16 protein-coding genes and 1 other RNA gene are annotated in these 16,796 nt (G+C 69.1%); 11 read left to right on the plus strand and 6 right to left on the minus strand.

Going from position 1 to position 16,796, the window contains the following annotated elements:
- Positions 1-84 precede the first annotated feature (84 nt).
- Genes AX767_RS07130 through AX767_RS07145 form a run of 4 tightly spaced genes read left to right on the plus strand, consistent with a single transcriptional unit; the run spans position 85 to position 4,638 of the window.
- Positions 85-768 carry a response regulator transcription factor gene (locus AX767_RS07130; RefSeq protein ID WP_068629931.1) on the plus strand — a complete coding sequence of 228 codons (684 nt, stop codon included), beginning with the start codon at positions 85-87 and terminating at the stop codon, positions 766-768.
- Positions 765-2,186, plus strand: a complete 1,422-nt coding sequence (locus tag AX767_RS07135; protein WP_068629933.1) for a sensor histidine kinase — start codon at positions 765-767, stop codon at positions 2,184-2,186. The genes AX767_RS07130 and AX767_RS07135 overlap by 4 nt, the downstream gene beginning before the upstream one ends.
- 59 nt (positions 2,187-2,245) lie before the next feature.
- Positions 2,246-3,934: an MBL fold metallo-hydrolase gene (locus AX767_RS07140; protein WP_068629935.1), complete on the plus strand. Its 1,689-nt coding sequence runs from the start codon at positions 2,246-2,248 to the stop codon at positions 3,932-3,934.
- Positions 3,931-4,638 (plus strand): RNA pseudouridine synthase, encoded by a 708-nt coding sequence (locus AX767_RS07145; RefSeq protein WP_068629937.1) that lies wholly within the window; start codon positions 3,931-3,933, stop codon positions 4,636-4,638. The genes AX767_RS07140 and AX767_RS07145 overlap by 4 nt, the downstream gene beginning before the upstream one ends.
- Positions 4,639-4,643: 5 nt before the next feature.
- Here the strand turns inward: AX767_RS07145 and rnpB are convergent.
- Together rnpB and AX767_RS07155 are read right to left on the minus strand one after the other, a co-directional pair.
- Positions 4,644-5,008: RNase P RNA component class A (gene rnpB, locus AX767_RS07150), an RNA gene on the minus strand.
- A complete protein-coding gene (locus AX767_RS07155; protein WP_168164813.1) occupies positions 5,007-5,963 on the minus strand; it encodes an AraC family transcriptional regulator in 957 nt (318 codons plus the stop codon). Before AX767_RS07155 ends, rnpB begins: the two co-directional genes overlap by 2 nt.
- Positions 5,964-6,067: 104 nt before the next feature.
- On the opposite strand from AX767_RS07155, the gene tehA reads away from it, so the two are divergent.
- From tehA to AX767_RS07185, 6 genes are all read left to right on the plus strand, one after another.
- Positions 6,068-7,033, plus strand: coding sequence for a dicarboxylate transporter/tellurite-resistance protein TehA (tehA, locus tag AX767_RS07160; protein ID WP_068629941.1), 966 nt, complete (start codon positions 6,068-6,070; stop codon positions 7,031-7,033).
- A gap of 68 nt (positions 7,034-7,101) precedes the next feature.
- Complete coding sequence (gene cysK, locus AX767_RS07165) at positions 7,102-8,031, plus strand: cysteine synthase A (RefSeq protein WP_068629943.1); 930 nt, start codon at positions 7,102-7,104, stop codon at positions 8,029-8,031.
- A gap of 76 nt (positions 8,032-8,107) precedes the next feature.
- Positions 8,108-9,775, plus strand: coding sequence for an NAD(P)/FAD-dependent oxidoreductase (locus tag AX767_RS07170; RefSeq protein WP_068629945.1), 1,668 nt, complete (start codon positions 8,108-8,110; stop codon positions 9,773-9,775).
- Entirely contained in the window at positions 9,772-10,329 is a 558-nt protein-coding gene (locus AX767_RS07175; RefSeq protein WP_068629947.1) for a VUT family protein, read from the plus strand. Before AX767_RS07170 ends, AX767_RS07175 begins: the two co-directional genes overlap by 4 nt.
- Before the next feature lie 20 nt (positions 10,330-10,349).
- On the plus strand, positions 10,350-10,970 hold the full coding sequence (locus AX767_RS07180; RefSeq protein ID WP_068629949.1) for a flavin reductase family protein: 621 nt from the start codon (positions 10,350-10,352) through the stop codon (positions 10,968-10,970).
- A gap of 21 nt (positions 10,971-10,991) precedes the next feature.
- Entirely contained in the window at positions 10,992-11,711 is a 720-nt protein-coding gene (locus AX767_RS07185; RefSeq protein ID WP_237288591.1) for a ProQ/FINO family protein, read from the plus strand.
- 68 nt (positions 11,712-11,779) lie between these two features.
- Here AX767_RS07185 and htpX read toward each other — a convergent pair whose 3' ends face one another.
- Genes htpX through pyrC form a run of 4 tightly spaced genes read right to left on the minus strand, consistent with a single transcriptional unit; the run spans position 11,780 to position 15,319 of the window.
- Positions 11,780-12,655, minus strand: a complete 876-nt coding sequence (htpX, locus tag AX767_RS07190; RefSeq protein WP_068629951.1) for a protease HtpX — start codon at positions 12,653-12,655, stop codon at positions 11,780-11,782.
- A gap of 53 nt (positions 12,656-12,708) precedes the next feature.
- A complete protein-coding gene (locus tag AX767_RS07195; RefSeq protein WP_068633442.1) occupies positions 12,709-13,413 on the minus strand; it encodes a DUF3025 domain-containing protein in 705 nt (234 codons plus the stop codon).
- A gap of 35 nt (positions 13,414-13,448) precedes the next feature.
- Complete coding sequence (locus tag AX767_RS07200; protein ID WP_068629953.1) at positions 13,449-14,282, minus strand: NYN domain-containing protein; 834 nt, start codon at positions 14,280-14,282, stop codon at positions 13,449-13,451.
- Positions 14,279-15,319, minus strand: a complete 1,041-nt coding sequence (gene pyrC / locus AX767_RS07205; protein WP_068629956.1) for a dihydroorotase — start codon at positions 15,317-15,319, stop codon at positions 14,279-14,281. Before pyrC ends, AX767_RS07200 begins: the two co-directional genes overlap by 4 nt.
- 118 nt (positions 15,320-15,437) lie before the next feature.
- On the opposite strand from pyrC, the gene AX767_RS07210 reads away from it, so the two are divergent.
- Positions 15,438-16,619, plus strand: coding sequence for an amidase (locus AX767_RS07210; RefSeq protein ID WP_068629958.1), 1,182 nt, complete (start codon positions 15,438-15,440; stop codon positions 16,617-16,619).
- Positions 16,620-16,796 lie beyond the last annotated feature (177 nt).

The raw sequence follows: 16,796 nt of genomic DNA on the forward strand, positions 1-16,796 counted from the left end.
GAACGTCGCAAGAAAGCCTGAAAGTTTCTTCAGGATCGAGGCGATGTCCGGCTGTCGCCGCGCGTTGATGCGAGACTCGCCGACATGAAGATTCTTCTGGTCGAGGACGACGCAAAGGCCGCACGCCTGCTCGCGCGCGGCCTCGAGGAAGAGGGCTTTCTGGTCGACATCGCCGGCTCGGCCGAAGACGGCGAACTGCGCGTCTTCTCGTCGCACTACGACCTGCTGGTGCTCGACTGGATGCTGCCCGGCCAGGACGGCCTGGCGCTGTGCCGCGCATTGCGCCGGCACAAGGTGCACACGCCGATCCTGATGCTCACCGCCCGCGACGCGCTGGCCGACCGCGTGGCCGGCCTGAACACCGGCGCCGACGACTACCTCACCAAGCCTTTCGCCTTCGACGAGTTCCTGGCGCGGGCACGCGCACTGCTTCGTCGCTCCGAACTCATGCGTCCTCCGGTGCTGGCGATGGACGATCTGCGGCTCGACCCGATGGCGCAAAAGGTGACGCGTGCAGACGCGGTGATCGCCCTCACGCGGAAGGAATACGCGATCCTCGAAGTGCTCATGCGCCAGCCCGGCGATGTCGTCAGTCGTTCGCGCCTGGCGGAGCAGGTCTGGAAGGCCGACCTGGTCGCCATCGACAACCTGATCGACGTGCACGTCGGCAACCTGCGCCGCAAGATCGACACCCCCGGCCTGCCCACGCTGATCCAGACAGTGCGTGGCCGTGGCTTCAGGGTGGGCGCCGCAGAAGGCGGGACGTGATCGGCTTTCGCACCCGGCTCACCCTGGTGCACCAGGCCGTCATCGTCGTGGTGCTGACGGTGACGGCGCTGACGGCCTACTGGACCTTGTCGCGCGAAGTGCACGGCCAGCTCGATGCCGCCTTGCTGGCGCTGGCCGAAACCGAAGCCGCGGCGCTGCCGGAACGGGCAGGCGACGCCGGCCAGACGGTCAGCGTGCACGAGGCCGTGGCCGTCGGTGCGCCGCCCGCCTTCGAGCGGCTCGACCGGCTGCTGCAGATTCTCGGGGCCGACGGCACGGTGCTGGCCCGCAGCCACAATCTCGGCGCTGCCCGCTTGCCGGTGTCGCCCGATCTGCCGGGCCGGCTGGCTGCCGGAGAGGTCGTGTTCGAAACCCTGCACAGCTTCGGCAACGAACCCGTGCGCATGGTGTCCTTGCCGGTCGAACACCGGGGCGCGGTGCGCGCGGTACAGGTCGCGGGGTCGCTCGACGATGTGAACCACGTCGTCGCCACGGCCAGCCTGCTGTTCGTCGTCATGGGCGTCGCGCTGTTGCTCACCGTGGGCACGGCGGGGTTCCTCCTGACGCGCGGCGCATTCCGGGCGATCGACGACGTGGTCGACCAGGCGCGTCGCATCGGCGATGCCAGCCTGGGCCGTCGCCTGCCGCATCCTGGCGTCGACGACGAAATCGGACGACTGGTGCGGACGCTCAACGAGATGCTCGACCGCCTCGAGCATGGCTTCGAAGCACAACGGCGTTTCACCGCCGATGCATCGCATGAACTGCGCTCGCCGCTGTCGCGCCTGCGCACCGAGCTCGAGCTGGCCTTGCGGCGGCCCCGCGAGCCGGCCGCGTATATCGCGGCGCTGCGCTCCAGCATGGAAGAGGTCGAACGGCTGACGTTGCTCGTCGAAGAACTGCTGACGCTGGCACGCATCGACGCCGGACAGGAGCGCGGCCCGGCCGAGAACGCTTCCCTGGCGATGCTGGCCGACGAGGCCGTCGCGCGCCAGTCGCGCGCCGCACAGGAACGCGGCGTGCACATCGCACTGGCCAGTGCGCTGGCCGGGCCGGCATGGGTCGCGCGCGGCCCGGCGAGCCTCGTGCTGGGCAACCTGCTGGACAACGCGGTCAAGTTTTCGGCGCCCGGCGATCAGGTCTCGCTGCGCATCGCGGCCGACGCTGCGAACGCCCTGATCGTCGTGCGCGACCATGGCCCCGGCATCGGTACGCAGGATCTTCCCTACGTGTTCGAGCGCTTCTTCCGCGGCTCGGCGGCACGCGCCGGCACGGTACCGGGCATCGGACTCGGATTGGCGCTGTCGCAGGCGATCCTGCACGCGCACGGCGGCCACATCGACGCGTCGAGCGCGCGGGGCGGCGGCGCGGAATTCACGGTCCGTCTGCCGCTCGCGTCCGCGCCCACCGCATCCTGAATCGGGAGGGCATCCCGGGGTCGTCGGCGCAGCGCGGCCCGGCTGCCGATAATGGCCGGATGGTCCGTTCCTCCCAACAACTGCATCCGCACCGCGAGCCGGCGCCCACCCGCGCCGCGGCGACCGTGCTGCTGCTGCGCGACACGCCGGCCGGCCTCGAGGTGCTGATGACGCGCCGCTCGCCGACCGCCAGCTTCGCGCCCAATGCCTACGTCTTCCCCGGCGGGCGCATCGACGAGGCCGACACCGCGGCACGCCGCATCGCCACGCGGCGCCGCACCCAGAGCCGCGTGCAGCTCACGCAAGCGATCGCGGCGATCCGCGAGAGCTTCGAAGAACTCGGCGTGCTGCTCGCGCACCATGCCGACGGCACGCCCGTGACGGCCGCCGAGATCGCCGACATGGACCGCAGCACCGCCGACACGACGGTCGCCTTCGCCGAGCAGTGCGCCGCACGCGGCCTGCTGCTCTCGACCGACAAGGTCTACACCTTCGCGCACTGGATCACCGACCGCGACCTGCCCAAGCGCTTCGACGTGCCCTTCCTGGTGGCCCGCATGCCCGAAGGCCAGACGCCCTCGGCCGACGAGACCGAACAGTTCGAGCCGATCTGGGTACGCCCGGCCGATGCGCTCGCGCGTCACGCCGAAGGCCGCTTCTTCATCATCTTTCCGACGGTGCGCACGCTGCAGCGCCTGGCCACCTACGGCAACGTCGACGCCGTGCTCGGTGCCTGCGCGCAGCGTGACGAAGGCGAAGGTCCGCTGTGGACCAGTTGCCCGCGCGGCGGCTTCCTGAAGGGCGAAGAGCAGCGCTACATGGAAGACGAGTCGCCCTATGGCGAACTCGCGCTCGTGTGCCCCGACGGCCAGATGCTGCATGCGCTCGACTGGCAGAGCGAACAGCCGGTGGAATTGCTGAAGAACGTGCGCCGGTTGACGGCGCCCAATCCGAGCGCGATGACCGGGCCCGGCACCAACAGCTACATCGTCGGCGACGCTGCGACCGGCTTCGTCGTGATCGATCCGGGTCCGAACGATTTCGACCACATCGGCCGGCTCTGGAAAGCCACGCAGGGCGACATCCGCATGATCGTGTGCACGCACTCGCATGCCGACCACTCGCCGGGCGCTGCGCCGCTGGCGGCGCTGTGCAAGGTGCGTCCGCCGATCCTCGGCCTGCCCTCCGCGCCGACCTCGCGGCCGACCGCGCGCTTCACGCCCGACCGCGCGCTGGCCGACCAGGAACACCTCGTGCTGAAAGGCGCCGACGGCACCGATCTCCGGAACAACATCGCGCACACGCTGCGCGTGATCCACACGCCGGGCCACGCGGCCAACCACCTCTGCCTCGTGCTGGAAGAAGACGGCCTGCTCTTCTCGGGCGACCACATCCTGAACGGCAGCACCACCGTGGTCGACCCGCCCGATGGCGACATGACGGCGTACCTCGATTCGCTCGACGCGCTGGACGCGGCCTGCGCTGCGGGCGACGTCGCCTTCATCCTGCCCGCGCACGGCTACGTGCTCGGCGAGGCGCGCACCGCGATCGCCTATCTGAAAAAACATCGACTCAAGCGCGAAGCCAAGATCGCGGGCGTGATGCGCCGGCTGCCCGAAGGCACGGCGGACGAATGGCTGCCGCTCGCCTACGACGATGTTCCGCCCCGCATGTGGCCGGTGGCCGCGCGCTCGCTCGCGGCGCATGTCGAACGACTCCAGACACTCCAGCGACAGGCTGCGCCATGAACGATCTTCCCGAAGGCGTGCGGCTGGCCAAGCGCGTGGCCGCCCTGGCCGGCGTATCACGGCGCGAAGCTGAACTGCTGATCGAGAACGGCGCGGTGAGCGTCGACGGCGTACAGGCCATGCTGCCGCAATCGCGCGTGCACGATCACCAGAAGGTCGCCATCGCAGCGGGCGCCAAACCCGAACCGCTGGTCGCCGTCACGCTGCTGCTGCACAAGCCGGCCGGCATGGCGGTCGACGTGGCGCACCGTCTGCTGGTTGCGGCCAACCACCATGAGCCCGAGCGTGCCGGCCAGCGCTTCGTGCCGGCACACCTGAAGGCGCAACGCTGCATGACGCCGCTCGAGCCGGCCGCGAGCGGGCTCATCGCGTACACGCAGGAATTCCGCATCGAACGCAAGCTGCAGGAAGACGCGGGCGTCCTCGAACACGAGGTGATGGTCGATGTGGAAGGCCTGGTCGGCCCCGAGGTGCTGGCGCGGCTGGAACGCTCGCCGGCGCGCGTGAGCATCGGCCGGCAGAGCGAGGGCCAGACCGGCCTGCGCTTCGCCCTCAAGGGCGCGCGGCCGGGGCAGATCGCCGAGATCTGCGACCGCGTGGACCTGCGAATTCTTGCCATGAAGCGCATCCGCATCGGACGCGTGCCGCTCGCCGGGCTGGCGCCGGGGCAGTGGCGCTATCTGTTCGCGGACGAACGATTCTGAAAAAAGTGTGAAGCCCGCCGATAAGCCGGATTCTGTGCGTTGAAGTTGCCCCCAACGTGACCGTCATTACTCTGGGCCGCCGGTCGCCCGGACGGCTCGATGCCACCTACCCGCCAGCCATCCGCGGAACCACGGGATCAGGAGGTCGCGGCGAACCGCTCGCTCCGTGCGCTGGCCTATTTGGTGTTGCTGCGCGCAGAGATTGCCCGTTTCACCCGGATCGGGGTTGCCCCTTCACCGACTCGTCTCTGTTGCTCTGATCCTCACCTCGCGGTGGAGAGTCGTTAACTCCTGCGCTGTCCTGTGCAGTCCGGACGTTCCTCCAGTGCGCCCTTTCGGGAATTGCACCAGCGACGGTCTGGCGTGCTTCACGCCGCGATTATCGCCTCGTGGGGCGCTGGCGGATCGAGCCCGGCAGACGCCCGCCTGAAACGCCCTGGCGTCACCCCGGCGTGGCGGGTGAACGCGCGGTTGAATGCGGCCTCCGAGCGATAGCCGACCGCCTCTCCGACGGACGCCGTGTCCTGCCCGCCTTGTGCCAGCAACTGCGATGCGCGTTCCATGCGCAGGATGGTCAACAGTTCCAGCGGGCCCGTGCCGACCCGCCGCGTGAACTCGCGCGCGAAGGTGGCGCGCGAAAGATGGCATCGCGCCGCCAGGGAAGCCACGGTCCAAGGGTCCTGCGGTTGCGCCAGCATGACTTGCAAGGCCGCAGCCAGTCTGGGGCTGGCCAGGAGGCCGAGCACGCCAGACAGTTCAGGCCGTGTCTCGAGGCACGCGCGCACCGCCAGCGTGAACAGCGCGCCCGACAGTTCGGCGACGATCGCCGACGCGCCCGGGCGGTGTTGCGCGATCTCGTGCGCCATCAGCCGCACGAGGGCTTCGAGCCACTCGGCCTCGGGTCGATGCGCAAACGGAATCACCATCGGCTCGGGCAATGCGTCGAGCAACAGGCTGCGCCGCCGGCCGGGAAACTCGAACTCGCCGCAGAGGATGTCGGTGTCCGCGATCTCCTGACGCGCCACGTTGGTCTTGACGTCGACCAATTCACCCGGCTGCAGCCGGATGGCACGGCCGCGCGCTTGCGGCACGGCCGTGCGCAGCACATGCGCCGTGCCGCGCGGCAGGACGACCAGGCTGCCCTCTTCGAGCGGGATCAGGATGCCGCTGCCTGGCAACCACAGCTCGCAGCGGCCGCGCAGCAGGATATGAAAAGGTGCGCGCCACGGCCCGACGGCGTCGTGCGGGGCGGACCAGCCTTGCCCGAACAAGCACCGCAAGTCCATGCGGCCGCGCGGATCGAGCCGTTTGACGAGTTCACTCAAGGCATCCATCTGAGACGTTGGAACAAGTTATAGAGACTTTTCAGCATTCAAAACACTAGCACGCGCGCCTAAATTCGACTCATCCCATCTGACAGGTGAATTGAATGACGCTCGACCGCGCCCCCGTACCAGTTTCCTTCTTCAGTATCGCCGTCGGCGTGCTCGCGCTGGGCAACGCGTGGCGCGTGGCAGAGCGCCTGTGGCATCTGCCGCACGGCATCGCCGACCTCCTCACTTGGAGCGGCATCGTCTTGTGGCTTGCACTGCTCGCGCTGTATGCGCACAAGTGGCTGCACCACGCCAGCGACGCGCGCGCCGAGCTGAACCACCCGGTGCAATCGTCTTTCGCCGCGCTGGGACCAGTGTCCAGCCTGCTGGCGGCGATGGCGCTCGAGCCGCATTCGCACCCGCTCGCCCTGGCGGTCTTCGCCCTCGCCGTCACAGCGCAACTGGCGCTCGGCCTGCAGCTCTACGGCCGCATGTGGCAAGGCAGCGGCAAGCCCGAACTCATCACGCCCGCCATTTACCTGCCTGCCGTGGCGCAAAACTTCGTGGCCGGCGCGGCCGCAGCCGCTTTCGGATGGCCCAGCCTCGGCATGTTGTTCTTCGGGGCGGGCCTGTTCTCGTGGCTGGCCATCGAGTCGCTGATCCTCAGCCGCGCCGCGCTGCAGGGGCCTTTGCCCGAAGCCTTGCGGCCGGTGCTGGGCATCCAGCTCGCACCCGCGGTGGTGGGCGGCGTGACCTATCTGGCCGTCAATGGCGGCAAGCCCGACCTCTTCGCGCAGATCCTTCTGGGGTACGGGCTGTACCAGGCGCTGCTGCTCCTGCGCCTGCTGCCCTGGATCGCCAGGCAGCCTTTTGTGCCGTCGTACTGGGCCTTCAGCTTCGGCGTGGCCGCGTTGCCTACGCTGGCACTGCGCCTCCTGGCAAGCGGCGCCACAGGGCCCGTCGAATGGCTGGCGCCGGCCTTGTTCGCAGCAGCCAACGTCATCATCGGCGTGCTGGCATTCAAGACCGTGGCCCTGCTGCTGCAAGGACGTCTGTTGCCTGCGGTGACCGCCCCGCGCTGACGGCTTTGCGGACCGGTCCCACAATGCGTGCTGTCCGCTCGTCCACGCACTGCACAGGAGACCCGTCCATGAAGGCCCAGAACATCCTCGCTACCATCGGCAACACGCCGCACATCCGCCTCCAGCGCCTCTTCGGCCCTGCGACGCAGCAGGTGTGGATCAAGTCCGAACGCAGCAATCCGGGCGGCTCGATCAAGGACCGCATCGCGCTCGCGATGGTCGAAGACGCCGAGCAATCGGGCGCGCTGAAACCCGGCGGCACGATCATCGAGCCGACCTCCGGCAACACCGGCATCGGCCTGGCGATGGTGGCGGCGGTCAAGGGCTACAAGCTCATCCTGGTGATGCCCGATTCGATGTCGGTCGAGCGCCGGCGGCTGATGCTGGCCTACGGCGCCAGCTTCGACCTCACGCCGCGCGCCGGCGGCATGAAGGCCGCCATCGCACGCGCCGAAGAGCTGGTCGCCGGCACGCCGAATTCGTGGATGCCGCAACAGTTCAACAACCCGGCGAACGTCGCGGTCCATGTGCGCACCACCGCTGAAGAAATCGCGGCCGATTTTCCCGACGGCCTCGACGCGATCATCACGGGCGTGGGCACCGGCGGCCACATCACCGGCGTTGCGAAGGTGCTGAAGGCGAAGTGGCCGAAGCTGAAGGTGTTCGCGGTCGAGCCCGTGGCCTCGCCGGTGCTGTCGGGCGGCAGTCCGGCACCGCATCCGATCCAGGGCATCGGCGCGGGCTTCGTGCCGAAGATCATGGACATGACGCTCGTCGACGGCGTGATCCAGGTCGATGCCGAGCCTGCGCGCGAAATGGCGCGGCGCTGTGCTGCCGAAGAAGGGATGCTGGTCGGCATCTCGTCGGGCGCCACGCTTGCGGCCATCGCGCAGAAGTTGCCCGAGCTCGCACCCGACGCGGTGGTGCTGGGCTTCAACTACGACACCGGGGAGCGTTACCTGTCGGTCGAAGGGTTCCTGCCGGGCCTTCCGGCCTGATCTGGCGCCGGCGGATCGCGGCCGGTATCATCGCGGGCCGTCACCGCCACCTGCCCGATCACCACGGGCCGCCGCCATGATCCGCCTTTCCGAACTCAAACTCCCCCTCGACCATCCACCCGAGGCGCTCGCCGCGCTGATCGCCACCACGCTCGGCGTGGCGCCGGGCGACATCGCGACGCACACCGTCTTCAAGCGCAGCTTCGATGCGCGCAAGGCCGACCTGCTCACCGTCTATATCGCCGACGTCACGCTGGCCGATCCAGCCCGTGAAGCGGCCCTGCTCGCGCAGCACGCCGGCCACCCGCACATCCAGCGCACGCCCGACATGGCGTGGCACGCACCGGTCCACGCGCCGGCTGACATGCCCTTGCGTCCGGTCGTCGTCGGCTTCGGCCCCTGCGGCATCTTCTGCGCACTGCTGCTCGCGCAGATGGGCTTCAAGCCGATCGTGCTGGAGCGCGGCAAGACGGTGCGCCAGCGCACACGCGACACCTGGGGCCTGTGGCGCAAGAACACGCTGAACCCGGAGTCGAACGTGCAGTTCGGCGAAGGCGGCGCCGGCACCTTCTCGGACGGCAAGCTCTGGAGCCAGATCAAGGACCCGCGCTTTCTCGGCCGCAAGGTGATGGAAGAGTTCGTCAAGGCCGGTGCGCCGCCCGAGATCCTCTACGTCGCGCATCCGCACATCGGCACCTTCAAGCTCGTGAAGGTGGTCGAGACGATGCGCGCCGAGATCATTGCGCTCGGCGGCGAGGTGCGCTTTGAGCAGCGCGTGACCGACGTGCACATCGAGGACGGCCCCGACGGCCGGCACCTGCGCGGCCTCACCGTGCTCGACCAGCAGACCGGCACCACGCGCGAGCTGCGCGCCGACCACGTGGTGATGGCGCTCGGCCACAGTTCGCGCGACACCTTCGGCATGCTGCATGCACGCGGCGTGCACATCGAGGCCAAGCCCTTTTCCATCGGCTTTCGGGTCGAGCATCCGCAGGGCCTCATCGACCGTGCGCGCTGGGGCCGGCATGCCGGGCATCCGCTGCTCGGCGCGGCCGACTACAAGCTGGTGCACCACGCGAGCAACGGGCGCTCGGTCTACAGCTTCTGCATGTGCCCGGGCGGCACCGTGGTCGCGGCCACGAGCGAGCCGGGCCGCGTCGTGACCAACGGCATGAGCCAGTACTCGCGCAACGAGCGCAATGCCAACGCCGGCATCGTGGTGGGCATCGACCCGAAGGACTTCCCGGGATGGGAAGCCGGCGCCACAGGCGATGCGCTGGCCGGCATCGCGTTGCAACGCGATCTCGAATCCAACGCTTTCGTGCTCGGCGGCGGCGACTACTGCGCACCGGGTCAGTTGGTCGGTGACTTCGTGGCCGGCAAGCCATCGACCGCGCTCGGCAGCGTGGTGCCTTCGTACAAGCCCGGCGTGACCCCGACCGACCTGCACCAGGCCCTGCCCGCCTACGCGATCGAGGCGATGCGCGAAGCCTTCCCGGCCTTCGGCCGCAAGATCAAGGGCTTCGACCTGCACGACGCGGTGCTGACCGGCGTCGAAACGCGCACCTCGTCGCCGATCCGCATCACGCGCGGCGACGACTTCCAGAGCCTCAACGTGCGCGGCCTCTATCCGGCCGGTGAAGGCGCGAGCTACGCCGGCGGCATCCTGTCGGCGGGCGTGGACGGCATCAAGGTGGCCGAAGCCGTGGCGCGGGCGGTCACGCAAGAGGTCGGCACCGCATGACGAACCTCCCACGCCCCACGCGTGCCCAGTTCGCGCTCGCCACGCTGGCGATGGCCGCGGTGGTGATCGCGTCGAACGTGCTCGTGCAGTTCTCGCTCAACGACTGGCTCACCTGGGGCGCCTTCAGCTACCCGGTCGCGTTCCTGGTGAGCGACCTGGTCAACCGCCGCTTCGGCCCCGGACCCGCGCGGCGGGTCGCTTGGATCGGCTTCGCGGTGGCGGTCGCGGTCTCGCTGCTGCTCGCGCCGGCGCGCATCGCGATCGCCTCCGGGCTCGCCTTCATCGCATCGCAGTGGCTCGACATCTCGGTCTTCGACCGGCTGCGGCGCGGCACCTGGTGGCGCGCGCCGCTGGTGGCCACCGTGGTGGCAGCGGTGCTCGACAGCTTCGTGTTCTGGGGCATCGCTTTCGGCGGCACGGACGGCCCGTGGCTCACATGGGCGCTGGGCGATCTCGGCGTGAAGCTCGCCGTGGGCGTGCTGATGCTGCTGCCCTTCCGCCTACTGATCGGCCGCGCCGTCGGCACCAGCGCCACCTCGGCGGCCGGCCGCTGAACGCATTTCGAAAGAACGCCATGGCAGACGACTTCCACTACTACGAACCCGCGCTCGGCCACGGCCTGCCGCACGATCCGTTCAACGCGATGGTGGGCCCGCGGCCGATCGGCTGGATCTCGTCGAAGAGCGCGGCCGGCGTATTGAACCTCGCGCCCTACAGCTTCTTCAACGCCTTCAACTACACGCCGCCGATCATCGGCTTTGCCAGCATCGGCGCGAAAGACAGCCTGCACAACATCCGCGAGACCGGCGAATTCGGCTGGAACCTCGCGACGCGGCCGCTGGCCGAACGCATGAACGCGTCGTGCGCGGCCGTCGGACCCGAGATCGACGAGTTCGCGCTCGCCGGGCTCACGCCGGTTGCGTCGCGCAAGATCGCGGTGCCGCGCGTGGCCGAAAGCCCGGTGTCGTTCGAGTGCAAGCTCACGCAGTTGCTGCAGCTCGAAGGCGTCGACGGCGTGGCCGTGCCGACCTGGCTCATCCTCGGCGAAGTGGTCGGCGTGCACATCGCGCGCCATCTGCTCAAAGACGGCGTGTACGACACCGCTGCGGCCGAGCCGATCCTGCGCGGCGGCGGCCCCGCCGACTACTTTGCAATCACCCCCGACAATCTCTTCAAAATGTTCCGCCCGCGCTGAGCGCCGGCACCGCCCGACGACATGACCGAATCCGAATCGATGACCGACACTGAAACCCTCACTCCTGCTGCCACTGCGGCGCCCGTCGCCGAAGACAAACGCGCGCGCCACAAGCCGCGCGGCCAGAAGCCGCAGGGCAACGCCCCCCGCGCGGCGCGCAAGGTGCACCCCGTGCTCGAACAGCTGTTCGGCCTGTACCCGAAGATGTTCGGCCCGCGTTTCCTGCCGCTCAAGCTCGGCGTGTTCCAGGACCTGATGGCGCAGCACGGCGACCTCTTCAAGAAGGAAGACCTGAAGGTCGCGCTCGGCCTGCATGCGCGCTCCACGCGCTACCTCGAAGCCGTGGCGGCCGGCCATCCGCGCAGCGACCTGCAGGGCGAGCCGATCGAACCCGTGGCGCCCGAGCATGTGCACCACGCGATCCTCGAAGTGTTCAAGCGCCGCCAAGGCCGCTCCACCGACGATCTGCGCCCGCAGGTGATCACGCGCCTGGTCGCAGCCATCGAAGCCTCCGGCCTCAGCCGTGAAGACTACGACCTGCGCGTGCGCTCGCAGGACGAGGCGAACAACGCCCTGCTCGACGAAGCGCTCGCCGAACTCGGTCGCCAGGCGGCGAAGCGCGAAGCCCTGCTGCGCGCTTTCGAAGCCAGCGGCAAGAGCGAAGCCGAATTCGCCGACATGTACGGCATGGATCCGAAGGAAGTGGCCGGCACCCTGGCGCGCGCCCGCGCCGCGACCTGACCCTGCGGCCGAAAGCGCCCATGAAAAAAGCCACGCACTGCGGGGCTTTTTTCTGAGGCGGCGAACCGTCAGGCGTGCCCGTTTTGCAGCGCAGCGATGCGCTCTTCGATCGGTGGGTGCGTGGCGAACAGCTTGCCCATCGTGCCGGTGATGCCCATCGCCTCGACCGCTTTCGGCAGCTCGCCGGCCGGCAATCCGCCCAGGCGCGCCAGTGCATTCATCATGGGTTGCTTGCGGCCCATCAGCGCAGCGGCGCCGGCGTCGGCCCGGAATTCGCGCTGGCGCGAGAACCAGGCCACCACGATCGCGGCAGCGAAGCCGAGCACGATGTCGAGCACGATCGTGCTGACGTAGTAGCCGATGCCCGGGCCCGAACTGCGGTCGTCGCCACGGCGCAGGAACGAATCGATCGCATAGCCGATCACGCGCGACAGGAACACCACGAAGGTGTTCATCACGCCCTGGATCAACGCCATCGTGACCATGTCGCCGTTGGCGATGTGCGCGACCTCGTGGCCGATCACGGCCTCGACTTCTTCGCGCGTCATCCCCTGCAGGAGGCCGGTCGAGACCGCGACCAGCGACGAGTTCTTGAACGCGCCGGTGGCGAACGCGTTGGGCTCGCCTTCGAAGATCGCGACCTCGGGCATGCCGATGCCGGCCTTGTCGGCGAAGCCGCGCACGGTCGAGACGATCCACGCTTCGTCGGGCGTTTGCGGGTTGTCGATCATGCGCAGGCCGGCGGTCCATTTGGCCATCGGCTTGCTGATGAGCAGCGAGATGATCGCGCCGCCGAAGCCGATGACCAGCGCGAAGCCGAGCAGCATCGGGAGGTTGAGGCCGTTGGCCGTCAGGAACCGGTTGACGCCGAGCAGGCTGGCGACGATGCCGAGCACCGCGACCACCATGACGTTGGTCAGGACGAACAGAAGAATGCGTTTCAAGTTGATTTCTCCGTGGGAAGGCTGTCGTTCATTTGGGGGCCGGGCGCCCCGCTTCAAGCAAGCTGACGCCGCGGTCGAAAAACGTCGGCGTCATCATAGAAAGAAGGGCTCGTGTTGTCGGGCCACCAGCCCGGCACGCCGAGCACCGGCAGCGGCACGAAAGGCTTGGTGGCGAGGTGCGCCGCCGAGAGCGCCGCGGCGATGCATTCGTCGACAGGGTAAATCGACTGGCACGCGCCGGGTGCGAAGAGCACATGCGCCGTCAGGCCTTTGCGTGGCGCGGTCAACTTTTCGAGCAGTGCATGGCCGAAGAGCAGCAGGCGCGCCTCTTGCCAGCGTGCGCGTTCGGTCACAAAAAGCCGGTGCCAGTCGCGGGCGACAAGCGCCTCCCACAGCGCGGGCGGCGCGTCGAGCACGGCGCCGTTCTCGTCGAACAGCGTGAGCGCATCACGCAGCGGCCCGCGTTGCTGGCCGACGCCGTGGCGCGCGATGTCGGCCGCCTGCAGTTCGTTGAGCCGGCGTTTACTCAGCGGGAAATGCAGCCACACGAGCCCGTTGAAGAAGTCGTGCAGGTTGTCGCGTGTGGGGACGGTGCCGGTGTCGAAGATGTGCGCTTCGTAGGCGGTGCCGGCCGGCAACCCGTTTTGCGAAATGAAGTGCGGCCCCTTCGGCGTGCGCGCCGCTTCCAGAGCGGCCGCGACGGATGCGCATTGCGCGGCGGCGCAAACGGTCTCGCCGCGCCCACGGATCGGCGCCATCCAGGGCGGCGCCCAGTCGATGGGCGCCGCGGGGCTCACGCCGCAGGCGCGCCCGTCCACCGGATGCGATCGGGGTGCTGCAGCACGGCGAACTCGGCGGTGAGCTTGTCGAAGAGCTTGAGCGAGCTGCCGTGCTTGCCGAGCAGGCCGGCCGCACGCAGCGCCTGTGCCGCGTCGTTGAGCGCGACCTCCTTGCCGCTGCGCAGTGCGGGCACCGCCTGCAGGATGAACTCCGCGGCTTCCGACGGCGGCTTGGGCTTCGGCGCCGTCTTTTTCGCGGCCGCGGAACGCGAGGTCTTTTTCGCGGCCGCGGAACGCGAGGTCTTTTTCGCGGCAGGCGCGGTCTTGGCAGCAGCGGTCTTGGCGGCGGGCCGCGCGCGGGTCTTGCGGGCCGCCGCGGTGGCGGGTGCGCTGGCCGCCGCGGGGGTCACGCCGCCGCGAACGCCGTGGTGGGCGAGGTCGGTGAACTCGTCGTACACGCCGACGGTTTCTTCGCCGGTCTTGCCCTGCTGGCCGATGCCGCAGACGCGACAGCCCTTTTCGCGCAGGCGGATCACGAGCGGCGCGAAGTCGGAGTCGGACGACACCAGCACCACGACATCGGGCCGCTCGGCGATCACCAGGTCGACCGCGTCGACCGCGAGCGCGATGTCGGTGCTGTTCTTGCCGGCCGAGATGTTGACCATCGGCCGCACCGACAGCCGCTTGAAGAGCGCCTGCTGCTTGACCGCCGTCTCGGCATTGCAATAGGCGCGGCGCACGTGCACCGCGCCGTGTTCGGTCAGCGTGCGCTGCACGGCCTGCTCGATGACATCGGAGGAGACGTTATCGGCGTCGATGAGGAGCATCACGCGGAGGGTGGGGGTCATGCGAGTTTCCAGTTGAGCGTTTCGCCGCCGCACAGCGGCTTGAGCGTGGCGTCGCCGTAGGGCACGGTTTCGGGCACCGTCCACGGTTCGCGCTTGAGCGTGAGGGTGTCGGTGTGGCGCGGCAGGCCGTAGAAGTCGGGGCCGTGCAGGCTGGCGAAGCCTTCGAGCTTGTCGAGCGCATCGGCGTTGTCGAAGGCCTGCGCGTAGAGCTCGATCGCGGTGAGCGCGGTGTAGCAACCCGCGCAGCCGAAAGCGTGCTCCTTCAGGTGCGCGGCGTGCGGTGCGCTGTCGGTGCCGAGGAAGAAGCGGTCGCTGCCGCTGGTGGCGGCGTCGACCAGCGCCAGTCGATGGGTCTCGCGCTTGAGCACCGGCAGGCAGTAGTAGTGCGGCCGGATGCCGCCGGTGAAGAGCGCGTTGCGGTTGTACAGCAGGTGGTGCGCGGTGATGGTGGCGGCGGTGAACCGGCCAGCCTCGCGCACGTACTCGGCGCCCTCTTTCGTGGTGAGGTGCTCGAACACGATCTTGAGCTCGGGGAAGTCGCGACGCAGCGGAATCATCACGCGCTCGACGAAGACAGCCTCGCGATCGAACAGGTCGATGGCGGGGTCGGTCACCTCGCCGTGGATCAGCAGCAGCAGGCCGTGCTTTTGCATGGCCTCGAGCGTCTTGTAGGTGTGGCGGATGTCGGTCACGCCGGCGTCGCTGTGGGTGGTGGCGCCGGCCGGATAAAGCTTGAGCGCTTTCACGCCGGCTTGGGCTGCGAGCGCGATCTCTTCGGGCGGCAGCTTGTCGGTGAGGTAGAGCGACATCACGGGCTCGAAGGCCACGCCGGCGGGCACGGCGGCCAGGATGCGGTCGCGGTAGTCGAGCGCCTGCTGCGCGGTGGTCACGGGCGGACGCAGGTTCGGCATGATCAGCGCCCGGCCGAACTGGCGCGCCGAATGCGGCACGACGGCTTCGAGCGCGGCACCGTCGCGTACATGCAGGTGCCAGTCGTCGGGGCGGAGAAGGGTGAGGGTGTCTGCGGAACGCGTCATGCCGCGATTCTCCCATCGCGCCTCGCGTGCGCATCGGCAAGGCAGGCCAGGGCTGCAGCGTGCAGCCTCGTCATTGCGCATGGCGCCGTAGATCGCTGCCTGATAACGTTGTCGCACCATGCCCCTGCAAGACTCCGCCCACGCTTTCGTTCCCTACCCCGATACGCCGGTGCCGTGCGCCTCGACCGGCCCGCTGGCCGGCCTCAGCTTCGGCGTGAAGGACCTGTACGACGTCGCCGGCTACCCGACCGGTGGCGGCAGCCCCTTCCTGCTCGCGATGTCGGGCATCAAGACGCGCACTGCGCCCGCGGTGCAGCGACTGCTCGACGCCGGCGCGCGCTTCGTCGGCAAGACCGTCACCGACGAGCTCGCCTTCTCGATGAACGGCAACAACGCACACTTCGGCGCGCCGATCAACGGCGCCGCCAAGGACCGCATCGCGGGCGGCAGTTCGTCGGGCTCGGCATCGGCCGTGTCGTCGGGCCTGTGCGACTTCGCGCTCGGCAGCGACACCGGCGGCTCGGTGCGCGCGCCGGCCAACCACTGCAACCTGTACGGCCTGCGGCCGACGCATGGACGCATCGGCCTCGAAGGCGTGCTCGACCTCGCGCCGAGCCTCGACACCTGCGGCTGGTTCGCGCGCGACATCGGCACGTTCGCGCGGGTGGCCGACGTGCTGCTCGGCGCCGACCCCGCGCCGCTGCCCGCCGACGTGCGCCTGCTGTGGCCGGAAGACCTGTGGGCCATGCTGGCTGCGCCGGTCGTCCAGGCGCTCGGCCCCGCCGCCGACACCGTACAGGCCGCGCTCGGCCAGGCCCGCAGCGTCAAGCACATCGCGCTGGGCGACTGGGACGCGATGTACTGGAACTTTCGCTACGTGCAGGGCCGCGAAGCCTGGCTCACCGACGGGCCGCTGATCGAGCGCTACGCACCGCCGCTCGGCCCCGGCGTGGCGGAGCGTTTTGCGTGGTCGCGCGACGTGACCGACGACCAAGTGAACGGCGCGCGCATTTTTCGCGCGGCGTTTCGCGATCAGCTCGCCGCGCTGCTCGGCCCCGACGGCGTGCTGCTGATGCCCACGATGCCCGACGTCGCACCGCAGCGCGTGGCCGAAGAGAGCAGCCTCGAGGACTACCGCGACAAGGCGATCCGCATGCTCTGCGTCGCCGGGCTCAGCGGCTTCCCGCAGCTGTCGATGCCGCTCGCGCAACGCGACGGCGCGCCGCTCGGTCTTTCGCTGCTCGGGCCGGCCGGGTCCGACCGTTCGCTGGTCGCGCTGGCGGAACGCATCGCGCCCTGATCCGGGTTAGGGCGCCCTGCCCACCTGATCGCGCGGGGTCGGCGGGCAAGAAGGGATGCCCAACGTCGCGGGGAAAGTCCGGATGGAAAGAAAAGTCACGGCCGTTACGATTCGGAGCCGCCGGCCCGCCGCAACTGCGCCGCGGACCGAAAACACTCCAATAACAGCCACCCTCCC

The organism is Variovorax sp. PAMC 28711 (genome assembly GCF_001577265.1).
Classification (GTDB): Bacteria; Pseudomonadota; Gammaproteobacteria; order Burkholderiales; family Burkholderiaceae_C; genus Variovorax.

Bases quoted from the DNA above. Each gene is read 5' to 3' on its own strand.
- AX767_RS07130 (WP_068629931.1), top strand. From the start codon at position 85: ATGAAGATTCTTCTGGTCGAGGACGACGCAAAGGCCGCACGCCTGCTC.
- AX767_RS07140 (WP_068629935.1), top strand. From the start codon at position 2,246: ATGGTCCGTTCCTCCCAACAACTGCATCCGCACCGCGAGCCGGCGCCC.
- AX767_RS07145 (WP_068629937.1), top strand. From the start codon at position 3,931: ATGAACGATCTTCCCGAAGGCGTGCGGCTGGCCAAGCGCGTGGCCGCC.
- tehA (WP_068629941.1), top strand. From the start codon at position 6,068: ATGACGCTCGACCGCGCCCCCGTACCAGTTTCCTTCTTCAGTATCGCC.
- cysK (WP_068629943.1), top strand. From the start codon at position 7,102: ATGAAGGCCCAGAACATCCTCGCTACCATCGGCAACACGCCGCACATC.
- AX767_RS07170 (WP_068629945.1), top strand. From the start codon at position 8,108: ATGATCCGCCTTTCCGAACTCAAACTCCCCCTCGACCATCCACCCGAG.
- AX767_RS07175 (WP_068629947.1), top strand. From the start codon at position 9,772: ATGACGAACCTCCCACGCCCCACGCGTGCCCAGTTCGCGCTCGCCACG.
- AX767_RS07180 (WP_068629949.1), top strand. From the start codon at position 10,350: ATGGCAGACGACTTCCACTACTACGAACCCGCGCTCGGCCACGGCCTG.
- AX767_RS07185 (WP_237288591.1), top strand. From the start codon at position 10,992: ATGACCGAATCCGAATCGATGACCGACACTGAAACCCTCACTCCTGCT.
- AX767_RS07195 (WP_068633442.1), bottom strand. From the start codon at position 13,413: ATGGCGCCGATCCGTGGGCGCGGCGAGACCGTTTGCGCCGCCGCGCAA.
- AX767_RS07200 (WP_068629953.1), bottom strand. From the start codon at position 14,282: ATGACCCCCACCCTCCGCGTGATGCTCCTCATCGACGCCGATAACGTC.
- pyrC (WP_068629956.1), bottom strand. From the start codon at position 15,319: ATGACGCGTTCCGCAGACACCCTCACCCTTCTCCGCCCCGACGACTGG.
- AX767_RS07210 (WP_068629958.1), top strand. From the start codon at position 15,438: ATGCCCCTGCAAGACTCCGCCCACGCTTTCGTTCCCTACCCCGATACG.